23 protein-coding genes and 1 tRNA gene are annotated in these 20719 nt (G+C 33.8%); 17 read left to right on the plus strand and 7 right to left on the minus strand.

The window, feature by feature from the left end:
- Positions 1-73: 73 nt before the first annotated feature.
- The 9 genes from BUC29_RS09710 to BUC29_RS09750 all read left to right on the plus strand — a co-directional run bounded on the left by BUC29_RS09710 (position 74) and on the right by BUC29_RS09750 (position 6562).
- Positions 74-1072 (plus strand): beta-ketoacyl-ACP synthase III, encoded by a 999-nt coding sequence (locus tag BUC29_RS09710; protein ID WP_073415712.1) that lies wholly within the window; start codon positions 74-76, stop codon positions 1070-1072.
- Positions 1073-1095: 23 nt separating this feature from the next.
- The gene (accB, locus tag BUC29_RS09715; RefSeq protein ID WP_073415714.1) at positions 1096-1584 is read left to right on the plus strand and encodes an acetyl-CoA carboxylase biotin carboxyl carrier protein; all 489 of its coding nucleotides are present in this window, start codon (positions 1096-1098) and stop codon (positions 1582-1584) included.
- A 108-nt stretch (positions 1585-1692) separates the two neighbouring features.
- A complete protein-coding gene (accC, locus tag BUC29_RS09720; RefSeq protein WP_073415716.1) occupies positions 1693-3042 on the plus strand; it encodes an acetyl-CoA carboxylase biotin carboxylase subunit in 1350 nt (449 codons plus the stop codon).
- A 426-nt stretch (positions 3043-3468) separates the two neighbouring features.
- A complete protein-coding gene (locus tag BUC29_RS09725) occupies positions 3469-3765 on the plus strand; it encodes a hypothetical protein (RefSeq protein WP_073415718.1) in 297 nt (98 codons plus the stop codon).
- Between the two features lie 70 nt (positions 3766-3835).
- Entirely contained in the window at positions 3836-4135 is a 300-nt protein-coding gene (locus BUC29_RS09730) for a hypothetical protein (protein WP_073415720.1), read from the plus strand.
- Between the two features lie 29 nt (positions 4136-4164).
- On the plus strand, positions 4165-4452 hold the full coding sequence (locus BUC29_RS09735) for a hypothetical protein (protein ID WP_073415722.1): 288 nt from the start codon (positions 4165-4167) through the stop codon (positions 4450-4452).
- A gap of 19 nt (positions 4453-4471) precedes the next feature.
- Complete coding sequence (locus BUC29_RS09740; RefSeq protein ID WP_073415724.1) at positions 4472-4768, plus strand: hypothetical protein; 297 nt, start codon at positions 4472-4474, stop codon at positions 4766-4768.
- A gap of 15 nt (positions 4769-4783) precedes the next feature.
- Complete coding sequence (locus tag BUC29_RS09745) at positions 4784-5080, plus strand: PepSY-like domain-containing protein (protein WP_073415726.1); 297 nt, start codon at positions 4784-4786, stop codon at positions 5078-5080.
- Between the two features lie 129 nt (positions 5081-5209).
- Entirely contained in the window at positions 5210-6562 is a 1353-nt protein-coding gene (locus BUC29_RS09750) for a sigma-54-dependent transcriptional regulator (protein WP_073415729.1), read from the plus strand.
- Here the strand turns inward: BUC29_RS09750 and BUC29_RS09755 are convergent.
- On the minus strand, positions 6559-9000 hold the full coding sequence (locus BUC29_RS09755; protein ID WP_073415731.1) for a sensor histidine kinase: 2442 nt from the start codon (positions 8998-9000) through the stop codon (positions 6559-6561). The two genes, BUC29_RS09750 and BUC29_RS09755, sit on opposite strands and share 4 nt — an antisense overlap.
- Before the next feature lie 180 nt (positions 9001-9180).
- A complete protein-coding gene (locus BUC29_RS09760; RefSeq protein ID WP_073415733.1) occupies positions 9181-11082 on the minus strand; it encodes a S9 family peptidase in 1902 nt (633 codons plus the stop codon).
- A gap of 213 nt (positions 11083-11295) precedes the next feature.
- Here BUC29_RS09760 and BUC29_RS09765 point away from each other — a divergent pair, with 213 nt between their 5' ends.
- From BUC29_RS09765 to BUC29_RS09775, 3 genes are read left to right on the plus strand one after another with little or no spacing between them, the layout of a single operon-like run.
- Entirely contained in the window at positions 11296-12408 is a 1113-nt protein-coding gene (locus BUC29_RS09765) for an NAD(P)/FAD-dependent oxidoreductase (protein WP_073415735.1), read from the plus strand.
- Positions 12408-13187 carry a monofunctional biosynthetic peptidoglycan transglycosylase gene (gene mtgA / locus BUC29_RS09770; RefSeq protein ID WP_073415737.1) on the plus strand — a complete coding sequence of 260 codons (780 nt, stop codon included), beginning with the start codon at positions 12408-12410 and terminating at the stop codon, positions 13185-13187. Before BUC29_RS09765 ends, mtgA begins: the two co-directional genes overlap by 1 nt.
- Positions 13177-14133, plus strand: a complete 957-nt coding sequence (locus tag BUC29_RS09775; protein ID WP_073415739.1) for a lipid A deacylase LpxR family protein — start codon at positions 13177-13179, stop codon at positions 14131-14133. Before mtgA ends, BUC29_RS09775 begins: the two co-directional genes overlap by 11 nt.
- Positions 14134-14448: 315 nt before the next feature.
- On the opposite strand, the gene BUC29_RS09780 is transcribed toward BUC29_RS09775, so the two are convergent.
- Both BUC29_RS09780 and BUC29_RS09785 read right to left on the minus strand, forming a co-directional pair.
- Positions 14449-15150: a DUF2185 domain-containing protein gene (locus BUC29_RS09780; protein ID WP_073415742.1), complete on the minus strand. Its 702-nt coding sequence runs from the start codon at positions 15148-15150 to the stop codon at positions 14449-14451.
- A gap of 115 nt (positions 15151-15265) precedes the next feature.
- Positions 15266-15835 (minus strand): hypothetical protein, encoded by a 570-nt coding sequence (locus tag BUC29_RS09785; RefSeq protein WP_073415745.1) that lies wholly within the window; start codon positions 15833-15835, stop codon positions 15266-15268.
- A gap of 98 nt (positions 15836-15933) precedes the next feature.
- Here BUC29_RS09785 and BUC29_RS21520 point away from each other — a divergent pair, with 98 nt between their 5' ends.
- The gene (locus BUC29_RS21520) at positions 15934-16110 is read left to right on the plus strand and encodes a hypothetical protein (protein ID WP_167369532.1); all 177 of its coding nucleotides are present in this window, start codon (positions 15934-15936) and stop codon (positions 16108-16110) included.
- A gap of 83 nt (positions 16111-16193) precedes the next feature.
- Here BUC29_RS21520 and BUC29_RS09795 read toward each other — a convergent pair whose 3' ends face one another.
- A complete protein-coding gene (locus BUC29_RS09795) occupies positions 16194-16610 on the minus strand; it encodes a hypothetical protein (RefSeq protein ID WP_139260460.1) in 417 nt (138 codons plus the stop codon).
- 227 nt (positions 16611-16837) lie between these two features.
- Positions 16838-16911 (minus strand) — tRNA-Ala (locus BUC29_RS09800).
- Between the two features lie 188 nt (positions 16912-17099).
- Between BUC29_RS09800 and BUC29_RS09805 the strand changes: the two genes are divergently transcribed.
- The 4 genes from BUC29_RS09805 to BUC29_RS09815 all read left to right on the plus strand — a co-directional run bounded on the left by BUC29_RS09805 (position 17100) and on the right by BUC29_RS09815 (position 19480).
- Positions 17100-17864, plus strand: coding sequence for an enoyl-CoA hydratase/isomerase family protein (locus BUC29_RS09805; RefSeq protein WP_073415751.1), 765 nt, complete (start codon positions 17100-17102; stop codon positions 17862-17864).
- 101 nt (positions 17865-17965) lie between these two features.
- Positions 17966-18142, plus strand: a complete 177-nt coding sequence (locus BUC29_RS21525) for a hypothetical protein (RefSeq protein ID WP_167369533.1) — start codon at positions 17966-17968, stop codon at positions 18140-18142.
- Between the two features lie 32 nt (positions 18143-18174).
- Positions 18175-18627 (plus strand): 6-pyruvoyl trahydropterin synthase family protein, encoded by a 453-nt coding sequence (locus BUC29_RS09810; protein WP_073415753.1) that lies wholly within the window; start codon positions 18175-18177, stop codon positions 18625-18627.
- Positions 18628-18736: 109 nt separating this feature from the next.
- Positions 18737-19480, plus strand: coding sequence for a UDP-2,3-diacylglucosamine diphosphatase (locus BUC29_RS09815; protein WP_073415755.1), 744 nt, complete (start codon positions 18737-18739; stop codon positions 19478-19480).
- Here BUC29_RS09815 and BUC29_RS09820 read toward each other — a convergent pair whose 3' ends face one another.
- A complete protein-coding gene (locus BUC29_RS09820) occupies positions 19481-20692 on the minus strand; it encodes a cytochrome c3 family protein (protein ID WP_073415757.1) in 1212 nt (403 codons plus the stop codon).
- Positions 20693-20719 lie beyond the last annotated feature (27 nt).

Below are 20719 nucleotides of genomic sequence, written 5' to 3' on the forward strand. Positions count from 1 at the left end.
ATTTTTTTTGTAATTTTCGAGTCTTTTAAAAATTTTTCAAATAATAGTATTTGAAAGGAAATAATAGAATATAATGAATACAATCACAGCCGCAATTACCGCTGTTGGAGGATACGTTCCAGACTTCGTTCTTTCAAACAAAGTGTTGGAAACAATGGTAGATACCAATGACGAATGGATTACCACTCGTACAGGAATTAAAGAAAGAAGAATTCTTAAAGATGCTGATAAAGGAACATCATACCTTGCAATAAAAGCAGCACAAGATTTAATTGCAAAAGCAAATATTGATCCGCTTGAGATCGATATGATTATAATGGCAACTGCAACACCGGATATGATGGTAGCTTCTACAGGAGTTTATGTTGCAACAGAAATTGGAGCCACAAACGCATTCGCATACGATTTGCAGGCAGCTTGTTCGAGTTTCTTATACGGAATGTCTACTGCTGCGGCTTATGTACAATCTGGAAGATACAAAAAAGTTCTTTTAATAGGTGCCGATAAAATGTCATCAATTGTAGATTATACAGACAGAGCAACTTGCATTATTTTTGGTGATGGAGCTGGAGCTGTATTGTTTGAGCCAAACTATGAAGGTTTAGGTCTGCAGGATGAATATTTAAGAAGTGATGGCGTAGGTCGCGACTTTCTTAAAATCCCGGCAGGAGGATCTTTGATCCCGCCAAGCGAAGAAACAGTAAAAAACAGACAGCATAATATTATGCAGGATGGTAAAACCGTTTTCAAATATGCTGTTACAAATATGGCAGATGCCAGCGAATTGATTTTACACAGAAACAATTTGACAAATCAGGATGTAGACTGGTTAGTACCACATCAGGCTAATAGACGTATTATTGATGCTACAGCTGGAAGATTAGAATTAGACGATTCTAAAGTATTGGTAAACATCGAAAGATATGGTAATACTACTTCTGGAACTTTACCATTAGTATTGGCAGATTTTGAAGATAAGCTTAAAAAGGGAGATAATGTTATTTTTGCTGCATTTGGTGGTGGATTCACTTGGGGATCTATCTATTTAAAATGGGCTTACGATAAGAAATAAATTAAAACTAAAAACGAATCATTATGGATTTAAAAGAAATTCAAAACCTAATCAAATTTGTAGCAAATTCGGGAGTTGCAGAAGTGAAGTTAGAAATGGATGATGTAAAAATCACTATCAGAACCACTTTAGAAACAAATGTAACAGAAGCTACTTACGTACAGCAGTTACCTGCTCAGGCTGCATTGCCACAGGCTACACCACAAGTTACAGCTCCTGTAGTTGTAAATGTACCTGCTGAAACTCAAGCTCCTGCTGCTGACAATTCTAAATATGTTACTATAAAATCTCCAATCATTGGAACATTCTATAGAAAACCATCTCCAGACAAACCAGTTTTTACAGAAGTAGGAAGCACAGTATCTAAAGGAGATGTTCTTTGCGTAATTGAAGCAATGAAATTATTCAACGAAATCGAATCAGAAGTTTCAGGTAAAATTGTAAAAATTCTTGTTGACGATATGTCTCCAGTTGAATTTGATCAGCCTTTATTCTTAGTAGATCCATCATAAATAAATTTAGATTTTAGATTTTAGATTTTAGAATGGTTCGAAAGAAAATTTTTTAATCATCTAAAATTATCTAATTATCAAATTGTCTAATTATCTAATTAAAATAAGATGTTTAAAAAAATATTAATTGCGAATAGAGGAGAAATTGCACTACGTGTAATTCGTACATGTAAGGAAATGGGAATTAAAACTGTTGCAGTTTACTCTACAGCCGACGCAGAAAGTTTACACGTTAAATTTGCTGACGAAGCGGTTTGTATTGGCCCTCCTCCAAGTAACTTATCGTATTTGAAAATGTCAAATATTATTGCAGCTGCAGAAATTACAAATGCAGATGCAATTCATCCAGGTTATGGATTTCTTTCTGAGAATGCTAAATTCTCAAAAATCTGCCAGGAGCACGGAATTAAATTTATCGGTGCAGCTCCGGAAATGATCGACCGAATGGGAGATAAAGCTACTGCAAAAGAAACAATGAAAGCTGCAGGAGTTCCTTGTGTACCAGGTTCAGACGGTTTATTAGAATCATACGAACATGCAAAAAAAGTAGCTAAGGAAATTGGCTACCCAGTAATGATGAAAGCTACTGCTGGTGGTGGTGGAAAAGGAATGCGTGCCATCTGGAAAGAAGAAGATCTTTTGAAAGCTTGGGAAAGCGCGCGTCAGGAAGCTGCTGCCGCTTTTGGAAATGACGGAATGTACATGGAAAAACTTATCGAAGAGCCACGTCATATCGAAATTCAGGTTGTTGGAGATTCTTACGGAAAGGCGTGTCACCTTTCTGAAAGAGATTGTTCTGTACAACGTCGTCACCAAAAACTTACTGAAGAAACACCTTCACCTTTCATGACTGACGAATTACGTACAAGAATGGGAGAAGCTGCTGTAAAAGCTGCTGAATTCATTAAATACGAAGGAGCAGGAACTGTAGAATTTCTTGTGGATAAACACAGAAATTTCTATTTCATGGAAATGAATACACGTATTCAGGTTGAGCACCCAATTACGGAACAGGTAATTGATTACGATTTAATTCGTGAGCAAATTATGGTTGCTGCCGGAATTCCAATTTCTGGAAAAAACTATTTACCAGAATTACATGCGATTGAAGTTCGTATTAATGCCGAGGATCCTTATAACGATTTTCGTCCTTCACCAGGAAGAATTACTACGCTTCATATGCCAGGAGGACACGGAGTTCGTTTAGATACTCACGTTTACTCAGGATACAGCATTCCGCCAAATTACGATTCTATGATTGCTAAGTTAATTACAACTGCACAATCTCGTGAAGAAGCTATCAGCAAAATGCGTAGAGCTCTTGACGAATTTGTAATTGAAGGTGTGAAAACTACAATCCCTTTCCACAGACAATTAATGGATGATCCAAAATACATTGCAGGAGATTATACAACTGCATTTATGGATACTTTCAAAATGAAACCTATTGAGGAATAATAAATACTAAAGCTGTCGATTTTTCGACAGCTTTTCTTATATCCAAATTTTAAACCCGACATGTTTTTAAAACCTGTCGGGTTTTTGTTTTATATTAAACCGGATTAATATCCGGCCCTACAATATATAGTTCGAGCCGGCTCTTCAAAGTTGTGAAGGAACATATTATATAAAGTTGGACTTCAGTCCAGTTTAAATGAATATCATTTATCTAAAACAGCTAGTATACACAATAATTGTATACTTTTTACACACTTATTCTACAAAGTATACACTTTTTTACTCTTTTTGATTTTTGGCACATTTTAAGTAATCCCTTTAAAAATAAGGGATTAATGGGTTTGTAGGTTAATATTTGTTTTTCGGCACAATAGTTTCTTTATCTAAAGTGTAAAACAAACTATTAACTATTAATATATACTCATTATGAAAAATTTATTCTTATCAGCCGCAATTGTTTTAGGAGGTTTAACATCATTTGCTTCAACTTCGCCAATAACAAATCCTATTGTAAAAGTTGTTTCTGTAGCAGATGATTACGTTGAAATTAAATTAGAAGAATTACCAGCTCCAATTACTGAGGCTTTAAAAAAAGCTTATCCTGACGCAGTAATTACTAAAGCTTACAAAAATGAAAAGTCAGAATATAAATTAGACGTTACTGTTGGCGACAAAGTAGGAAATCTTTATGCTAACGCTGACGGAACATGGATCAAAAAATAATCTTGAGTTCCCGTGAAAATTCAAATCAAGAATACCAAGATTAAATTACAAATATTAAAAAATAATTATCATGAAAAATTTATTTTTATCAGCCGCAATCGTTTTGGGAGGTTTAACATCATTTGCTTCAACTTCGCCAACAATCTCAAATACAATCGTAAAAGCAGTATCATTTCAAGATGATTATACTGAAATTAATGTGACAGAAGTTCCGGCAGCGGTAACTGATGCACTTAAAAAAGCATATCCAGACGCAGTTTTAAACAAAGCATACAAAAACAGTGCTTCTCAATATAAATTAGAAATCACTGTTGGAGACAAAGTAGGTGCTCTTTATGCTAATGCAGACGGATCCTGGATCAAAAAGTAAATAAAAACTAATCCTAAAGACTATATATTATGAAAAAGCTAATCCTATCGACAGCTATTCTTTTAGGAAGTTTGTCAATACATGCAGAAAATGTGAGCCTAACCAACTCAGTAAATTCAGTAAACTATCAGGACGATTATAAAGAAGTCGATGCCGTTCCGGCCGCGATTAAAAAATCTCTGGATGAAGCTTATCCGGGTGTAAAACTGGATAAAGCGTATGTGAATTCAAAAAAAGAATATAAAATTGAAATCACAGTTAGAGGTGAAAAATCGATTGTTTATACTGATGCTACAGGAAACATTCTAAAAAAATAACTATAAAATCTTAAGCATTATGAAAAAGTTAATCTTATCAGCAGCGATTATTTTGGGCGGACTGTCAATTCAGGCAGCAGTTCCATCACAATCAAATTCAGTAATTAAATCAGTAAACATTCAGGATGAATATACTGAAGTTGCTGTAGATGCCGTACCGGCAGGAGTAAAATCAACAGTTGAAAAATCATTTGTAGGTTCTAAACTGGAAAAAGCATGGAAAAATGCTAAAGACGAGTACAAACTTGAAATTTCAAAAGAAGGTAAAAAATATACTTTTTTTACTGATGCTTCGGGAAATATCATTAAAAAATAATTAAATCAGAGCAATATGAAAAAGTTAGCCATATCAGCAGCTATTCTTTTAGGATGCTTATCAATTCCTGCAATTGCGGAGATAACGCCAAATAAAGTAAATACAACAGTTTCTGCACAGTCAGAATATACTGAAATTAGCACAGATGTTGTTCCGGCAGCTGTAAAGACTGCTCTGCAAACAGCTTATCCAAATGCCAAACTGGTAAAAGCTTATGTTAATGATAAAAAAGAATACAAACTTGATATAGCAGTTGGTGACCAAAAGGCTACTGTGTATTCAGATGTCAATGGCAACTGGTTAAAGATATAATTAGGTGAAATTAGATTTATGTTTTTGGTGAAAAAGAGATTGCGCTATGCAATCTCTTTTTTTTTCGCATAATTTTAAGAAATTATAACTTTAATAGTATTATTTTAGCAAAAAAGTCCCTTAGAGCAAATGCCAAAGATATTAGTTATAGAAGATGATATTTCGTTTTGTAAGTTATTAGAAAAATTTTTAATAAAAAACCAATACGAAGTAAGCGTCGCATTTTCGGCTTCAGAAGCCAGATCTGCAATCAAAAATGAATCTTTCGATTTGATTTTGACAGATCTTCGTCTGCCTGATTCTGACGGAATTGTATTAATGTCTGAAATCAAAAATGCACATCCTGAAATTCCTGTAATTTTAATGACCGGATATTCGGACGTAAATACCGCTGTAAAGGCAATCAAAAACGGTGCGGCCGATTATATATCTAAGCCTTTTAATCCAGATGAGGTTTTATTAGTTATTACAAATGCACTGAAAACTTCGCAAATTGAAGAAGAACACGAAGCTCCAGTCAAACAAAAAAAGTCAGTAAAGAAAACTGCTTCGACAGAAAATGAATTCGTAAAAGGAATTTCTGTTGCTTCAAAAAAACTTTTAGATCACATTCAATTGGTGAGTCCAACCGATATGTCTGTTTTGATTATCGGCGAAAGCGGAACCGGAAAAGAAATTATTGCCAAAAGTATTCATCAGCAAAGTCAGAGAAAAAACAACAACTTTATTGCTGTCGACTGCGGGGCAATCCCAAAAGAATTGGCAGCAAGTGAATTCTTCGGACATTTAAAAGGATCTTTTACCGGAGCAATAAGCGACAAAATGGGTTATTTTGAAGCGGCAAACGGTGGAACACTTTTCCTGGATGAAATTGGAAATCTTTCTTATGAAAACCAAATTCAGCTATTGCGTGCGCTTCAGGAAAGAAAAATAAAACCTGTTGGCAGCAATAAAGAAATAAACGTCGATATACGTATTATTACTGCTACAAACGAAGATTTGCGCGAGGCAGTAAAAAACGGCGATTTTAGAGAAGATTTATACCATAGAATCAACGAATTCTCGATTCTGTCTCCATCTTTAAAAGACCGAGACGAAGATTTAATGGTTTTTGCTGATTATTTCCTCGAAAAAGCCAATCAGCAGTTAAATAAGGATGTAATAGGATTTTCTCCCGAAGTAGTTTCTATTTTTCAGAATTACAGCTGGCCGGGAAATTTACGTGAATTGCAAAACTGCGTAAAACGTGCTACACTTTTAACGCAGGGTGATTTTATTGAAAGTGATGTTTTGCCAATCGAATTTTTTCAATCTCAAAAACAAGCAGGATTCAGCGGAAGCTTTTCATTATCAGACAATGAAAAAGAAGCTATTATTCAGGCTCTAAACAGAACTCAGAATAATAAATCGGAAGCGGCTAAATTGCTTAAAATTACCAGAAAAACGCTTTATAATAAATTAAAGCAATACAATATCGATTAAACGATTTCTTGTTCTAAAGCTGTAAAAAGTTTATTTGTTTTTGCTTTAAGCGCTTCATAAATATCTTTCAAGTCGGTAATTTCAAGATTATTTTGTTCCAGTGTTTTTAATATAGTGCCAATATCCCGCGCTTCAATTTGTCTAAACATAGGAGCAATGCGATGTGCAATAGAATTTATCTCTGGAATATTTTCTTCGTTAATTGCATTTTCCAGCAATTCTAAATTCTCATTGCTGCTTATTATAAAAGCTTTCAATACATCGTTTAAAGCATTTTGATCATTTCCTAAAAACTCTTTTAAAGTTTCTAAAGTATACAATTGAGATGAAGAAACTTCTTCAGTTTCATTCATTTCAATTTGCGGAATTGTATCATTATCCAAAATATGCTGAATGGTTTCCAGTAATATTTTTGGGGAATAAGGTTTGCTTACTACTGTTGTAAAACCAACTTCGGTATAAACAGCTGCATCTAAATCTGTTCTTCCGGTTAAAGCAATAACAGGCTGATTTTTATAAATACCTTTTTTAGAATTTCGAAGATTTTTCAAAAACATAAAACCGTCCATTTCGGGCATTTGAATATCAGTAATTACAAAATCAAAATGAGTATTCTGAATAGCTTCTAATGCTTTTACTGCGCTGGTAAAAGATAAAACCTGATGCTGTTCCTGTCGCAAAACTCCGGTAGTTAAATTCAGCAGATTAATATCATCATCAATAACGATAAAAGTCTGCTTTTTGGTATTTCTTGCAATATTTCGTTTTATTTCTTCAACCGTAATTTCGCTGTGATCAAAAACCAAAGGAATTTTAATTTCGAATGTGCTTCCTTTTCCTAAAGTACTTTCGAGATTAATTCTGCCGCCCATAAACGAAATTATCTTTTGACAAATCGAAAGGCCTAAACCAGTTCCGCCATATTTCTTTTCGATATTTTCATTAGCCTGTGCAAACTCTTCAAATACTAATTTTTGATTTGCTTTTTCAATTCCAATTCCGGTGTCTTCAATCGTAATAATAAAAAAGTTTTCATTTTCAGTAACATACGAACTGATTTTGATGTGCCCTTCTTCGGTAAATTTATAAGCATTACCAATAATGTTTGTCAAAATTTGTTTCAGTCGAAACGGGTCAGCAACGATTCTCGTATTTAGTTTTTCATCAACATTAATAATTAAATTAATGTTTTTTTGTTTATAAACGGTTTGAATATTTTTGGCAGTATCTTCAATAAGTTCCGGAAGATAAAAAGGAACTTTTTCAATTGTAATTTTTCCGGCTTCAATTCGCGAAAAATCAAGTAAATCCTGAACAAGCTGCGTAATATATTCGGATGAATTTTTAATATTTTTTACAAAATAAGACTGCTTTGTATTGATGTCTGAATTTCCTAAAAGTTCAGAATAACCCACAATAGTACTCAATGGCGTTTTTAAATCGTGGCTTACCGTTGAGATTAACTGTTCGCGGCTTTTTAGTAAATTCTTGGTTTTGAAATTCGCGATTTCGAGTTGTTTTTTATACAACTGTGATTTCGAATAATCACTCACAATTAAAATCGAAAAAAAGATCGTCAATATTAAACCCGTAATGGCCGAAGCTGTTACAATTTCGTTGACTTTTTTAAGCGATTTTTCTTTTAATGAATTGTTTTTTATCGAATTGATGATAATTTCCCTTTCGATAATTCGAAGTACTTTTCGAAGCTGTTCCGAAATGGCAATTTCATTTTTCAGCAGTTTATTTTCTTCAAAATTCAGCGTTTCTTTTTTCTTTTCGGCTTTTTCTTTTACGTTGCTAAGCAGTTTTTTAGAATTGGCCAAAATCGAATCAGATGCTTTTTTGCTCAAAGTGTTTGTGCTGTCATCCGGAATGTTTGAATTTAAATAATCAACATATTTCTGCAGTACATTTCGCTGATAACTTCCCAGTTCATTGGGATTTTTGGTAAAATCCTGAAGTTCCAGTTTTCGAAGATTAAATTCCATTTTGGTAATTTCGTCAATAGCGTTATTGACCGAAACTTCGTCTTCGGCTTTATTTTTTATGGTTTTTAATTGTCTGATGTTTTCTGTTTTTTCAGACAATAAATACGTTACACTGTCCAAAAGTGTTTTTTGATATTCAGTCGTAACGATTTGTTTTAAAGTGTCAATTCTGGCTCTAAGAGAATCCGTTTCGATAAGATAGCTTTTAAAATCGCTTTCAGAATTGGTCTGAATTGTTTTTCTTGCCAAACTTTCGGTCTTGTAAACATTCGAAAACAATTTACTTACACGAAGGATTTTTGTTTTTTCCTGAGCAATTTTATCTTCAAGTTTATTATAAACCACATTTTCAGAATATAAAAACCATCCCACAGTAACTACCAAAGCAAGCAATGCAACATAGCTGAATAAAACTTTAAGTGCTGTGTAACTTTTTTTGCTTTCCATAGAGTTTGTTTGGGGTTGAGGAACTTTTCTGAATATTAGAATTTCTGCAATTTATTTAAAATTTCCATTTAACAAAAGTAAATGCAAATCAAATATTTACATCATTCAAAGGTTTTAAAAATAAAATAACCGCAGATTATATAAATAATACTGCGGTTAAGGTTATTTTAATTTTATGATTTACAGCGTTTCGTTTAGCCATTTAAAAAATTCTCCCTGCCAAACCTGAGCGTTTTGTGGTTTTAAAACCCAGTGATTTTCATCTGGAAAATACACAAAACGGCTTTTAATTCCTCTTAATTGCGCCGCCTGGAAAGCTTCTTGTCCTTGTCCGATTGGTACACGAAAATCCTTTCCACCTTGGAAAATCAAAATAGGTCTGTTCCAGTTTTGAACCAAAGTTGCAGGATTGAAAGTCGTATATGCTTTTTGAGCTACAGCGTTATCTTTTTCCCAGTAAGGTCCGCCAAAATCCCAGTTGTTAAAGAAAACTTCTTCGGTAGTTCCCAGCATAGAAACCGTATTGAAAACTCCATCATGAGCGATAAAAGTTTTGAAACGATTTTTGTGAATTCCCGCTAAATAAAATACAGAATATCCTCCGTAACTTGCACCAACGCATCCTAAACGGCTTTTGTCAACATAGCTTTCTTTTGCTACATCATCAATTGCAGAAAGGTAATCGTCCATAACTTGTCCGCCCCAGTCCTTGCTGATTTGTTCATTCCATTCAACACCGTGACCCGGCATTCCGCGACGGTTTGGTGCTACAACCACATAACCTTTTGCGGCCATTAAAGAGAAATTCCAACGGAAAGAATACGATTGTGTCAACGGACTTTGAGGTCCGCCCTGACAGAACAACAAAGTTGGATATTTTTTAGAAGCATCAAAGTTTGGAGGTAAGATTACCCAAACCAGCATCTTTTTACCATCGGTTGTTGTAACGTAACGTTTTTCGGTTTTGCTTAATGCTAAAGTTTTGTACGTTTCGGTATTGATGTTTGAAAGTTGTTTCCAGGTATTTTTCTTCAGATTGAAAGAATAAATTTCTCCAGCATGATTCATATCAGTTCTTGTAACGATGATATCATCTCCGGCAAAACCAACTAAATCATTAACGTCAAAATCTCCGTTTGTCAATTGACGAACGTTGATTGCAATTTTAGTTAATCCTGGAAAATTAACAGAGAAAAGTTGTTTTGTTCCGTCAATTGGAGCCACAAAAAATACAGTTTTTCCGTCTTTACTCCAGATAAAATTATCTACAGTTCCGTCCCAGTTTGCCGTTAAGTTTGTTTTGATTCCTTTAAACTCAACAATAATATCATTTTTATCAGACTCGTAACCGTCGCGTTTCATTTGTAACCAGGATAAATTTCCAGTTGGCGAAAACTGTGGAGCTGTGTCGTAGCCCAGATTATCTTCGGTTTTATTAGTCGTTTTTTGAGTTTCTAAATTGTACTCATAAATATTAGTATTTGTAGAAATTGCATAAGCCGTTCCTGCTTTTTTCTTGCACACATAAAAAATACTTTTGCTGTCTGGCGACCAAATATAATCTTCGTCACCGCCAAAAGGTTTTTGCGGAGAATCAAAAGTTTCACCTTTCATAATGTCGATTCCTTTTGCTCCGTCTTTGTTTTCTTTATAAAAAACGTGATTAAATTTGCCTTCGTTCCACGTATCCCAATGGCGATAGTCTAATCCATCATAAATTTGAGCATCAGATTTTGTTAGAGCCGGATAAAAATCTTTCCCTAAAACTTTATCGATTTTTACTTCTTCATTGTACACAACATATTTTCCGTCTGGCGAAATATTTTTATCTGCTAAAATCTCTTTTGTGTCTTTAATTTCAACTGCATTTCCGCCGTTTACAGGAATCGTGTAAATTTTAGAAGTCGATTTATTTTCTTCTACAGAAGGTGTCGAAACTTTAAAAACCACATTTTTTGCATCTTTAGAAATTCCAAGCGGCGTGACTCTTCCTAATTTCCATAACAATTCCGGAGACATAACATTCTGCCCGATAGCGTTTAAACTCATCATTATTAAGGTTGTTAATACTACTTTTTTCATAATCAAATATTCTATTTTTTTGTGAGCTAAAAATACAACATTTAAATCCCAATCAGTTAAATTTCAAATTCCAATTTATTGTTAAAATTCTAAATATGGTATAAAAGTTTTCCGCCACGAGTTCACGAATTATTTTTTTGATAATCTTTGAAAATAATAATTCGTGAATTCGTGGCGAATAAAAAATCATTATTTTTATAAAAAAGTCTGGAAATGGAATTTAGCTATTGGGAACTAAAAAACTGGTTCACAAATATTGATTATACAATTGTAGGCAGCGGAATCGTAGGTTTGCATACAGCTTTGCGCTTACGCGAAAGATTTCCTGCAGCCAAAATTTTGGTTCTCGAAAGAGGGATGCTGCCACAAGGCGCAAGTACAAAAAATGCCGGTTTTGCCTGTTTCGGGAGCCTTTCTGAAATTATGGATGACTTAAAAACACATTCAGAAGAAGATGTTGTGGCGCTTATCGAAAAACGCTGGAAAGGTTTGCAATTGCTTAGAAAAAGACTTGGAGATCAGGCAATAGATTTTAAACCTCACGGCGGATATGAATTATTTTTGAAAGAAGATGAATTTGGATTTAATGAATGTATTTCGAAAATGCCTTTTATAAACGAAATTCTAAAACCACTTTTTAAAGCCGAAGTTTTTTCTAAAGAAACAGACAGGTTTGGATTTGGAAATATTCAGGATTACTTAATCTTTAATCCTTTTGAAGCACAAATCGATACAGGAAATATGATGCAGGAATTATTGAAACAAGCCGTTTCGGCAGATATTTTAATTCTGAATCAGCAAGCAGTAACATCTTACTCTGATGCTGGAAATCATGTTGAAGTCGTACTAAACGATTTTAGTTTTAGAACTAATAAATTGCTTTTTGCCACAAATGGTTTTGCCAGTTCTTTGACAAATGGAGCGGTCAAACCTGCACGCGCACAAGTTTTAATTACAGAACCTATTAAAAATCTGGATATAAAAGGAACATTTCATTTAGATCGTGGTTATTATTATTTCAGAAATATTGGTGACCGAATTTTATTTGGCGGAGGCCGAAATTTAGATTTTGAAACAGAAACAACGACCGAATTTGGACAAACAGAAATTATTCAAAATAAATTGGAAGATTTACTGAAAAATGTAATTTTACCAAATCAGGATTTCCAGATCGCGCATCGTTGGAGCGGGATTATGGGAGTAGGGAATAGTAAAAATCCTGTTGTCTCTCAATTGTCTGAAAACGTGTTTTGTGGAGTACGTTTAGGCGGAATGGGAGTGGCAATAGGCAGTTTAGTCGGAACAGAATTAGCAGATTTAATATAATGGCAGCAACCAAAAAACCAGCACCAAAGAAACCAGCAGCGGCAAGTAAACCAAAAGCCAAAACGTCTTCAAAGAAATCGAATCGTTCTTTTGGAGAAAAAGTAAAATGGTTTTTAATAAAAGCTATGTTGTGGTTTTTTGGACTTTCGATAGGATCGGTTATATTTTTTAAATATGTTCCCGTGCCATTTACTCCTTTAATGGTCATTCGTGCGATTGAAAATAAAATGGACGGAAAGGAAGTTTATTTTGACCATGATTGGGAACCGATAGATAAAATTTCAATGAATTTACAAAAAGCTGTTATAGCTAGTGAAGACGGAACGTTTTTAACGCATAATGGTTTTGATTTTAAAGCACTTCAAAAAGCGTATAAAAGTAACGAGCGCGGCCGTCGAATTCGCGGTGGAAGCACCATTTCGCAGCAAACGGCAAAAAATGTCTTTTTATGGCAGGGAAAAAGTTATTTCCGTAAAGGACTCGAAGCCTATTTTACAGTTTTAATCGAAATTATCTGGGGTAAAGAACGTATTATGGAAGTTTACCTAAATAGTATCGAAATGGGTGACGGGGTTTATGGTGCTTATGCAGCAACAGAACATTGGTATAGACGTGATGCTTCGAGTTTAACCCCAATGCAGGCAGCGGGAATTGCAGCGATTTTGCCAAATCCGAGAAAATTTAAAGCCACAGGATCATCAAGCTATATTAACAGAAGAAAAGAAAGAATTGTTCGCGAGATGCGTTACGTTGGAAAAATAAATTATGATGGAAAGTAAAAAAGCTCTTTTTGCTTTTCTGATTTTGACTTCGACGTTGACTTTTGGACAAGGAAAAACGAAAGAAATAGGTTTTATAACCGACAATGATTTATATACGTCATCAAAAAATGATATGTATTACACCAACGGTTTGGAAATTTTTTATCGGTTTTTATCTAAAAATGAAAATGAAAAAATCAATAAAAAAATCACCGAATTTAGAGTTGGACAATATATTTATAATCCGAGATTTATTAATGAAGCTGCTGTTGATGTAAACGACCGCCCTTTTACGGCGTATCTTTTTGCCGAAGCCGGACGGAGCTTTTTCTATCAAAGCGAATCGGTTTTAAAGACTGATTTTCAATTGGGTTTTATGGGGCCAAATGCTTTGGGAGAAGAAACGCAGGTTGGGTTTCATAATCTTATTGGTTATAAAAAAGTTTACGGCTGGGAAAATCAGCTTCACAATGCTTTTGCCGTTCAGGCACATGTTATGTATTCGAAGAAATTATTTCCATCGAAACATAACGATTTTATAGATCTTCATTTTCAGTCTGAAGCAAATCTGGGAACTATTTTTACAGGAGTTTCAACAGGATTTTTAACCCGAATTGGTTTTAAAAGACTAACTCCAATTTACGATTCCAATCTTCATGACGCTTCGGTAAGTGCAAATGCACAGCCAAACATTAGAGAGTTTTATTTCTACGCAATGACAAGCGTCAATTATCAGTTTTATGATGCCACAATCGAAGGAAGTATGTTTAATGACACAAGTCCGATAACTTTCGATTTGGTTCCGCTTCGTTTCAATGCCGAGTTTGGTTTGAAATACAGACACAACAACTTCAATATGTCGTATTCTTTTATTTACCGCGGAAAGGAATTAGAAGGCGATGTTAATGATACAAATACTGGGTATTTTTTTGGATCGATTCGTTTGGGTTTTTTGTTGAGGTGATATTTCAAAGTTCAAAAACAATATTATACTCTAGAGAATTTAAAGTCCCTACGGGACAAATGTTGGTGTGTGTAATGTTTTCTACCGATATATAACTCCTAACGGAGTATTTTAAATTGGATATTGATAAACAGAAAACATGTACAAAATTTTACTAATATTTATCTCCCAATTTATTTTCTAAGAATTCTACGAAAAACTCCGTTAGTAGTTATATATCGGTAGAAAACATATCGCTAGAATATATATAAACCACAAAAAAATATCCCGTAGGGATTATAGATTATATTTTTTGGTTTAAGAGTTTAATTGAATTTAAGAATTACGTTTGTAATTTATATTTTTCCATGTATTTATTGCCCAATCAAAATCGGTTTTCTCATCAAAATAGAAAGCTGTTTGAAGTACTTCTTTATCAATTATAGTAAAACCAAAAATCACATTATATATTTTTTCTTCGTCATTTTCTTGTATTAGGTATCCTATTCTTGAAACTCGGTTGTCTGAAAATTCAAATTGATCCAATGTTTTAGAAAGAGTTTCATCCCGATTAGCAATATTGTATTTACATTCCTCGTAAAGTTCTTCTTTACTTTTTTCGGAATTCCATATAATTAATCTAATAGATTTGTCTCCTGTTGTGTAATATAAAGTTTCGTCTTCTTCAATTGTTCTTTCAAAGAGATTATTGATTTCAATTGTCCATTCTTCAGTTAATCGATGAGTTGTCATATAATCATCCTCCAGATCAAAATCAGTTACTTTATACCAATCAGAATCCGGTTCTTTTTTTTCATAAACAGAACCTATTCCTTTCAATAAGATATCTTTTAGAGAAGGGTCAATTTTTAAAATTGTTGAAGGATTATATATCCTGATGTTGTCAGGATTATCCGTGTATTCTTCTGATTCAAATCCTGTAAAAATTCTCCAACCGCTATCTTCAGGGCGAGTTCTTTTCTCACGATACAAAAATTGAGGTTTCATATTTTTGTCTAGAACCATTTTAGAAACCATAAGTCCGCCGATTGGAGGAAAGTCCTCAAAATTATTCTCGTTTTAAATTGATTTCTTTTTGAAAAATTTCATTTGATTATGTTTCAGAAATATATAGCTTAATTTGATAACCACATTAATCCAGATTATCCAAATCCATTTCTTTAGCCAGTTGATCCCATTTTTTATTGAGAAAATCTTTCGTGCTTTCTACGAATTTAGGATCTACATCTTTTAAAGTCTGCGCTTTTGGACTCAATATCGCTTTTCCGTCTTCAAAATAGATATAAGCATGAACGGCATTGTCGCCCCAAAAGAAAGGAAAAACAATCGCCTGGTTTTCTGTACTTTCAATCACATATTTTTCCAGGCTTATAATAAAAGCAAACATAGGAATCATTTCTGTAAAATTCTGGCTGAAAAACATCATTCCCCAATGCCATTCTTCATTCGCTTCATCATAGTCTGAAAAAGCCATTGCTTCAGGATAATCGATCCAGCCTTCTATAACCTCTTCGTTGATATCGTCATTATACGTGCGCAGCAATTCCGGAGTCAGTTCCATTTTTGAATACATTTTGCGGCTGTTCCACCAATCTTGCCAGTTTTTATTTAGTTCTGGTTCTTCAAGCGAACTGTTTAAAAACTTTTCCAGCTGCGGTTTTGTGATTTTTACTTTGCAGTATAATGAACTTAATTCAGACATGGTTTAAATTTTATGTTTTTGATTCAAATTTCTGATTATTAATGTTTTGGTAATATTAAAGATAATCAAAAATGTTATTTTTAATTAAAACTAAAACTATGGAAATAAATTGGATTGTAATAGGAATTGTAGCATTTTTCGTTATTATTTTAGTTGTAATAACTATTAAGAAAAATCAAAAAGAGAAAAAAAAGCTAATAGATTTACTAAATAATGATTTTAAAAAGGCTGAAGAAAATGAAGTTAATCCTGATGATTCGGCTAATGAGAAATAAATAAGGAATAGCCAATAAAAAAAACCGTATTGCAATTAAGTAATGCGGTTTTTTTATTATTATAAAAGTATTAAAGTATGACGTTATTTTTTTGTAAAAATTCCTTTGTATGTGCCTTTGGATTCTATTTCCGTTTCTGATATTTTGATAAAATTAAATGTTCTCCTTTCAGAAGAAGAGATTTTATATTGTAAAAAATAAGAGTTTTCTGTTTGAGTTTGGGTGATCTCAGGATCTTGTTCCTGAATAATGTAATATAATGTTTCTCCTTTAGCAGAAAGCGGATTCCCCGCTGGATCACAAATTATGTCCGATTTTGTAAATACAATTTTTTTTGTTCCAGAATCTACCCATGTTCCCAAAATCCAGGTTGGGGGAGTGATTTTATATTCTTTAGGAATAGGATAATCATTGTCTATTTTCATGCCGCTATCTGTCTCTTCAGATGAACATGAATATGTTAAAATAAGGCTGAACAATACGATTAATTTTTTCATCATTTTTTTTGTAAAAATGAGAATGTAATTTTTAGTTCACCTGCTTTAAAAGATTTAAATTTAATAGTTTAAGACATTTTTCAGAAAAACGTACTACGATTAAGTAATAACGTTTATAGTGAAGAATATCTAATTCGACCTGATGTAGATATAAAATATTGAATATGTGCTAAAAAAAAAGTACCCAAGCAGAATTATAACATCTGTTTGGGTATTTTTTAAGCTATTTGTGGAGAATACCGGATTCGAACCGGTCGCCTCTACGCTGCCAGCGTAGCGCTCTAGCCAAATGAGCTAATCCCCCTCATTTTTGTTGAGAATGCAAAATTCGATCCGTCGCCTTCCCGATTTTCATCGGGACGCTCCAGCCAAATGAGCCAATCCCCCAAAGCGTTAACAAATAAAGTCAAATAATTCTCAAAAAACAAATTTCGGAACCTATCAGATAAAATATTTTTCAAAACCGTAACTTTACAATTAAAAGTATTTTTTATGAATCTAGAAAACACAAACGGGAGTTTAGAAACTTCTTTTCAAGATACGATTGCAACAATACAGTTTGGGCATCCGGCAAGTAATTCTTTTCCGCGTATATTATTAGATCAATTAACAGCTGAAATCAATGAATTAAGCCGAAATGAAAATGTTTCGGTTATTATCTTAAAAAGCCAAGGCGAGAAAGCTTTTTGTTCCGGAGCATCTTTCGATGAACTTTTACAGGTGGAAAATGAGGAACAGGGAACAGCATTTTTCTCAGGTTTTGCACATTTGTTAAATGCAATGCGCAATTGTAATAAACTTATAATTGGCCGCGTTCAGGGAAAAGCAGTTGGAGGCGGAGTTGGTATTATTGCTGCTTGCGATTATATTTTTGCAACACCGCAAAGTGATGTAAAATTATCTGAACTCGCTATCGGAATTGGACCTTTTGTAATTGAACCTGCTGTTTCTCGAAAAATTGGTAAAACTGCAATGGCCGAAATGACTTTGGCAGCTCACGAATGGAAATCGGCAGACTGGGCTTTTCAAAAAGGACTTTTTTCAGTTTTAAGTGATGCTGAAAATTTGGATAATGATGTTCAGAATTTTGCTCAAAAATTGAGTTCATACAATCCCGAAGCTCTTTTTGAAATGAAAAAGATTATTTGGGAAAATACCGAAAACTGGGAATCACTTCTTTTTGAACGTGCTGCAATTACAGGAAAACTGGTTTTGTCTGATTTTAGCAGAAACGCGTTGAGACAATTTAAAAAATGATTTCGTGGTCTCGGTTTCGTATTGCGGACCTTTGTCAAAGTTTTAAACTTTGACAAAGGTTAGACTTTAAACTAAATCATAAGCAATAAACATAATTTAAAATGAAACTTATTTCTCTATTCCAAAAAGTTGATATTGCAGAGAAAATTAAAGAGGCTCCAGACAGCGGTTATCAAATTGGTGTTTTGATAGGATCTTTTATTCCATTTCTATTTTTAGCCGGAGTTGCTTACTGGATGTATATCAAAGCCAAAAAAAGAGATAAAAACGGTTATTAATTTGTAAATTTGCAACCTTAAATTAAAAATCGATGAGTAATATCAGAATTACAAAACAATTTAGTTTCGAAACCGGGCACGCATTGTACGGTTACGACGGAAAATGCAAAAACGTTCACGGGCACAGTTATAAATTGTCGGTAACCGTTATTGGTTCGCCAATCACTGACAGGTCTAATGTGAAATTCGGAATGGTAATTGACTTTTCTGACCTAAAAAAAATTGTAAAAGAAGAAATCGTCGATCAGTTTGATCATGCTACTGTTTTCAATCAAACAACACCGCATGTTGAATTAGCAAACGAATTAAAAAACCGTGGACATCACGTAATCTTGGTAGATTATCAGCCAACAAGTGAAAACATGGTTGTCGATTTTGCAGAAAGAATTATGGCAAGACTTCCAAAAGGAATTTCTCTTTTCTCACTAAAACTTCAGGAAACAGAATCGTCATTTGCTGAATGGTATGCAAGTGATAATTTGTAAAAAAGTTAGAGGTTAAATGTTATAAGTTAGACGTGAATGTCGAAATCAATATCATACAACTTCTAAACCTAACACATAACCCTTAACTCATAACTTTCAACCTTCATCAATGAAAAAAATATATTTTGCTTCAGATCAGCATTTTGGTGCGCCAACTCCGGAATTGAGCCTTCCGCGCGAGCAAAAATTTGTAGCCTGGCTGGATAAGGTAAAAGTAGATGCCGAAGCTATTTTTTTATTAGGTGATTTATTTGATTTTTGGTTCGAATATAAAACAGTTGTTCCGAAAGGGTTTGTGCGCGTTTTAGGAAAACTGGCAGAAATTCGCGACAGCGGAATTCCGATTTATTTCTTCGTTGGAAACCATGATTTATGGATGAATGATTATTTTGAAACCGAGTTAAATATTCCGGTTTATCATGATAATAAAGAATTTACTTTTAATGGAAAAACCTTTTTAATTGGCCACGGCGACGGAAAAGGACCAGGCGACAAAGGTTATAAAAGAATGAAAAAGGTATTTACAAATCCGTTTTCAAAATGGCTTTTTCGTTGGCTTCATCCAGATGTTGGGGTGAGTTTAGCACAATATTTATCAGTTAAAAACAAATTGATTTCCGGCGACGAAGATGTAAAGTTTTTGGGCGAAGAAAACGAATGGCTGGTTTTATACGCCAAACGTAAACTGGAAACCAAACATTATAATTATTTCATTTTCGGACACCGTCATTTACCAATGATAATTCCTGTTGGTGAAGATTCAAACTATGTAAATCTGGGCGACTGGATTGGATATTTTACGTACGGCGTTTTTGACGGCGAAACTTTTGAACTTAAAAAATTCGAATCGTAATTACTTTTTATCCATTGGATAAATACCAATTTTATGCGTTCGCAAAATATATTCTGAAAGTTGTTTACTATTTGAAAGCTGAAATTTAATTGCTCCTGATGCTCTTTTCGGCATGTGGCATTCTACACAATTATTAGCCATCAATTTTTCAGGCATTATTTTTAGTGTTTTCTCATTGTGTTTTAAACCCTGATGACAGCTCATACAGATTTTAGAATACGATGCCATATTTTTTGAAGCATTTTCATGCGGATTATGACACGTAATGCAATCCATTTTTTCGCTGTTTATAAAACATTTGCTTTGCGCCATTAAACGAAACTGATTTCCGTGAACATCAAAATTAGCAGTATCAGTAACACTTCTCGTATTTCTGTAAAAATCAGATAAATTATCTCCGGGTTTAAAATCAAAACGAGATTTCATTTTCATTCCGTCATTTCCGCCGTGGCAGAGCGCACAGGCATCCAGTTTTTGCTGTCTGTTTAGATTTTTAAAACTTGTAATGCTGTTTGCAACTTTTATATTAGGATTTTTTAAATGAAATTCAACATGTTTTTTGGCCGGACCGTGGCAACGCTCACAGTCAATTCCGTAAACAATAGTTTTTTTATCGATAATATCTTCTACTTCCATAGACAGGAAGTTTTTCTCTTCAGAGCTTTGATTTACATTTCTGCTGCTGATATTTGATGCGTGACAGGAATAACAATCCTTCACAACCATTCTGTCAAAATAAGGTTTATCAGCAGGAAATCCCGGACTTGTTGCCCAGTTGTTTATAGAACTGTAATAAGAAACAGGCAATTCGTAAGTATTGTTATCTCGCCAGTAAACAGATGTTTGGGCGTGTTTAACTCCGAAAACAATTTCAAAACGATGTGCTTCGACTTCCTTACCATTTTTATACAAAACCTGATACAAACTGTCATTGCGTTTTTCCATGACTAATTTGGTGTTTTTGTCATATATAAAAGTGTGATTTTTTTCATCAAAATCACCTAAAACATTCCCTGAAATTGCCGGAGCTGTGGCTTTAAAATGAGAACTCTGTAAAGCCATGTTATATTGAACCTGATGACATTGAATACAGCTTTCAGAACCTGCGTAATCTGTACCACGCGGATCAATATATTCATCAGATTTGCTGCTGCAGTTCGTAAAGAAAACCGCTAGAACAGCCATAGTAAAAAGAATGCCGATTTTTTTCATTGTTGTAAATATACTTTATTTTGAATA

Origin of the sequence: Flavobacterium defluvii (genome assembly GCF_900129555.1) — a bacterium.
GTDB lineage: Bacteria > Bacteroidota > Bacteroidia > Flavobacteriales > Flavobacteriaceae > Flavobacterium > Flavobacterium defluvii.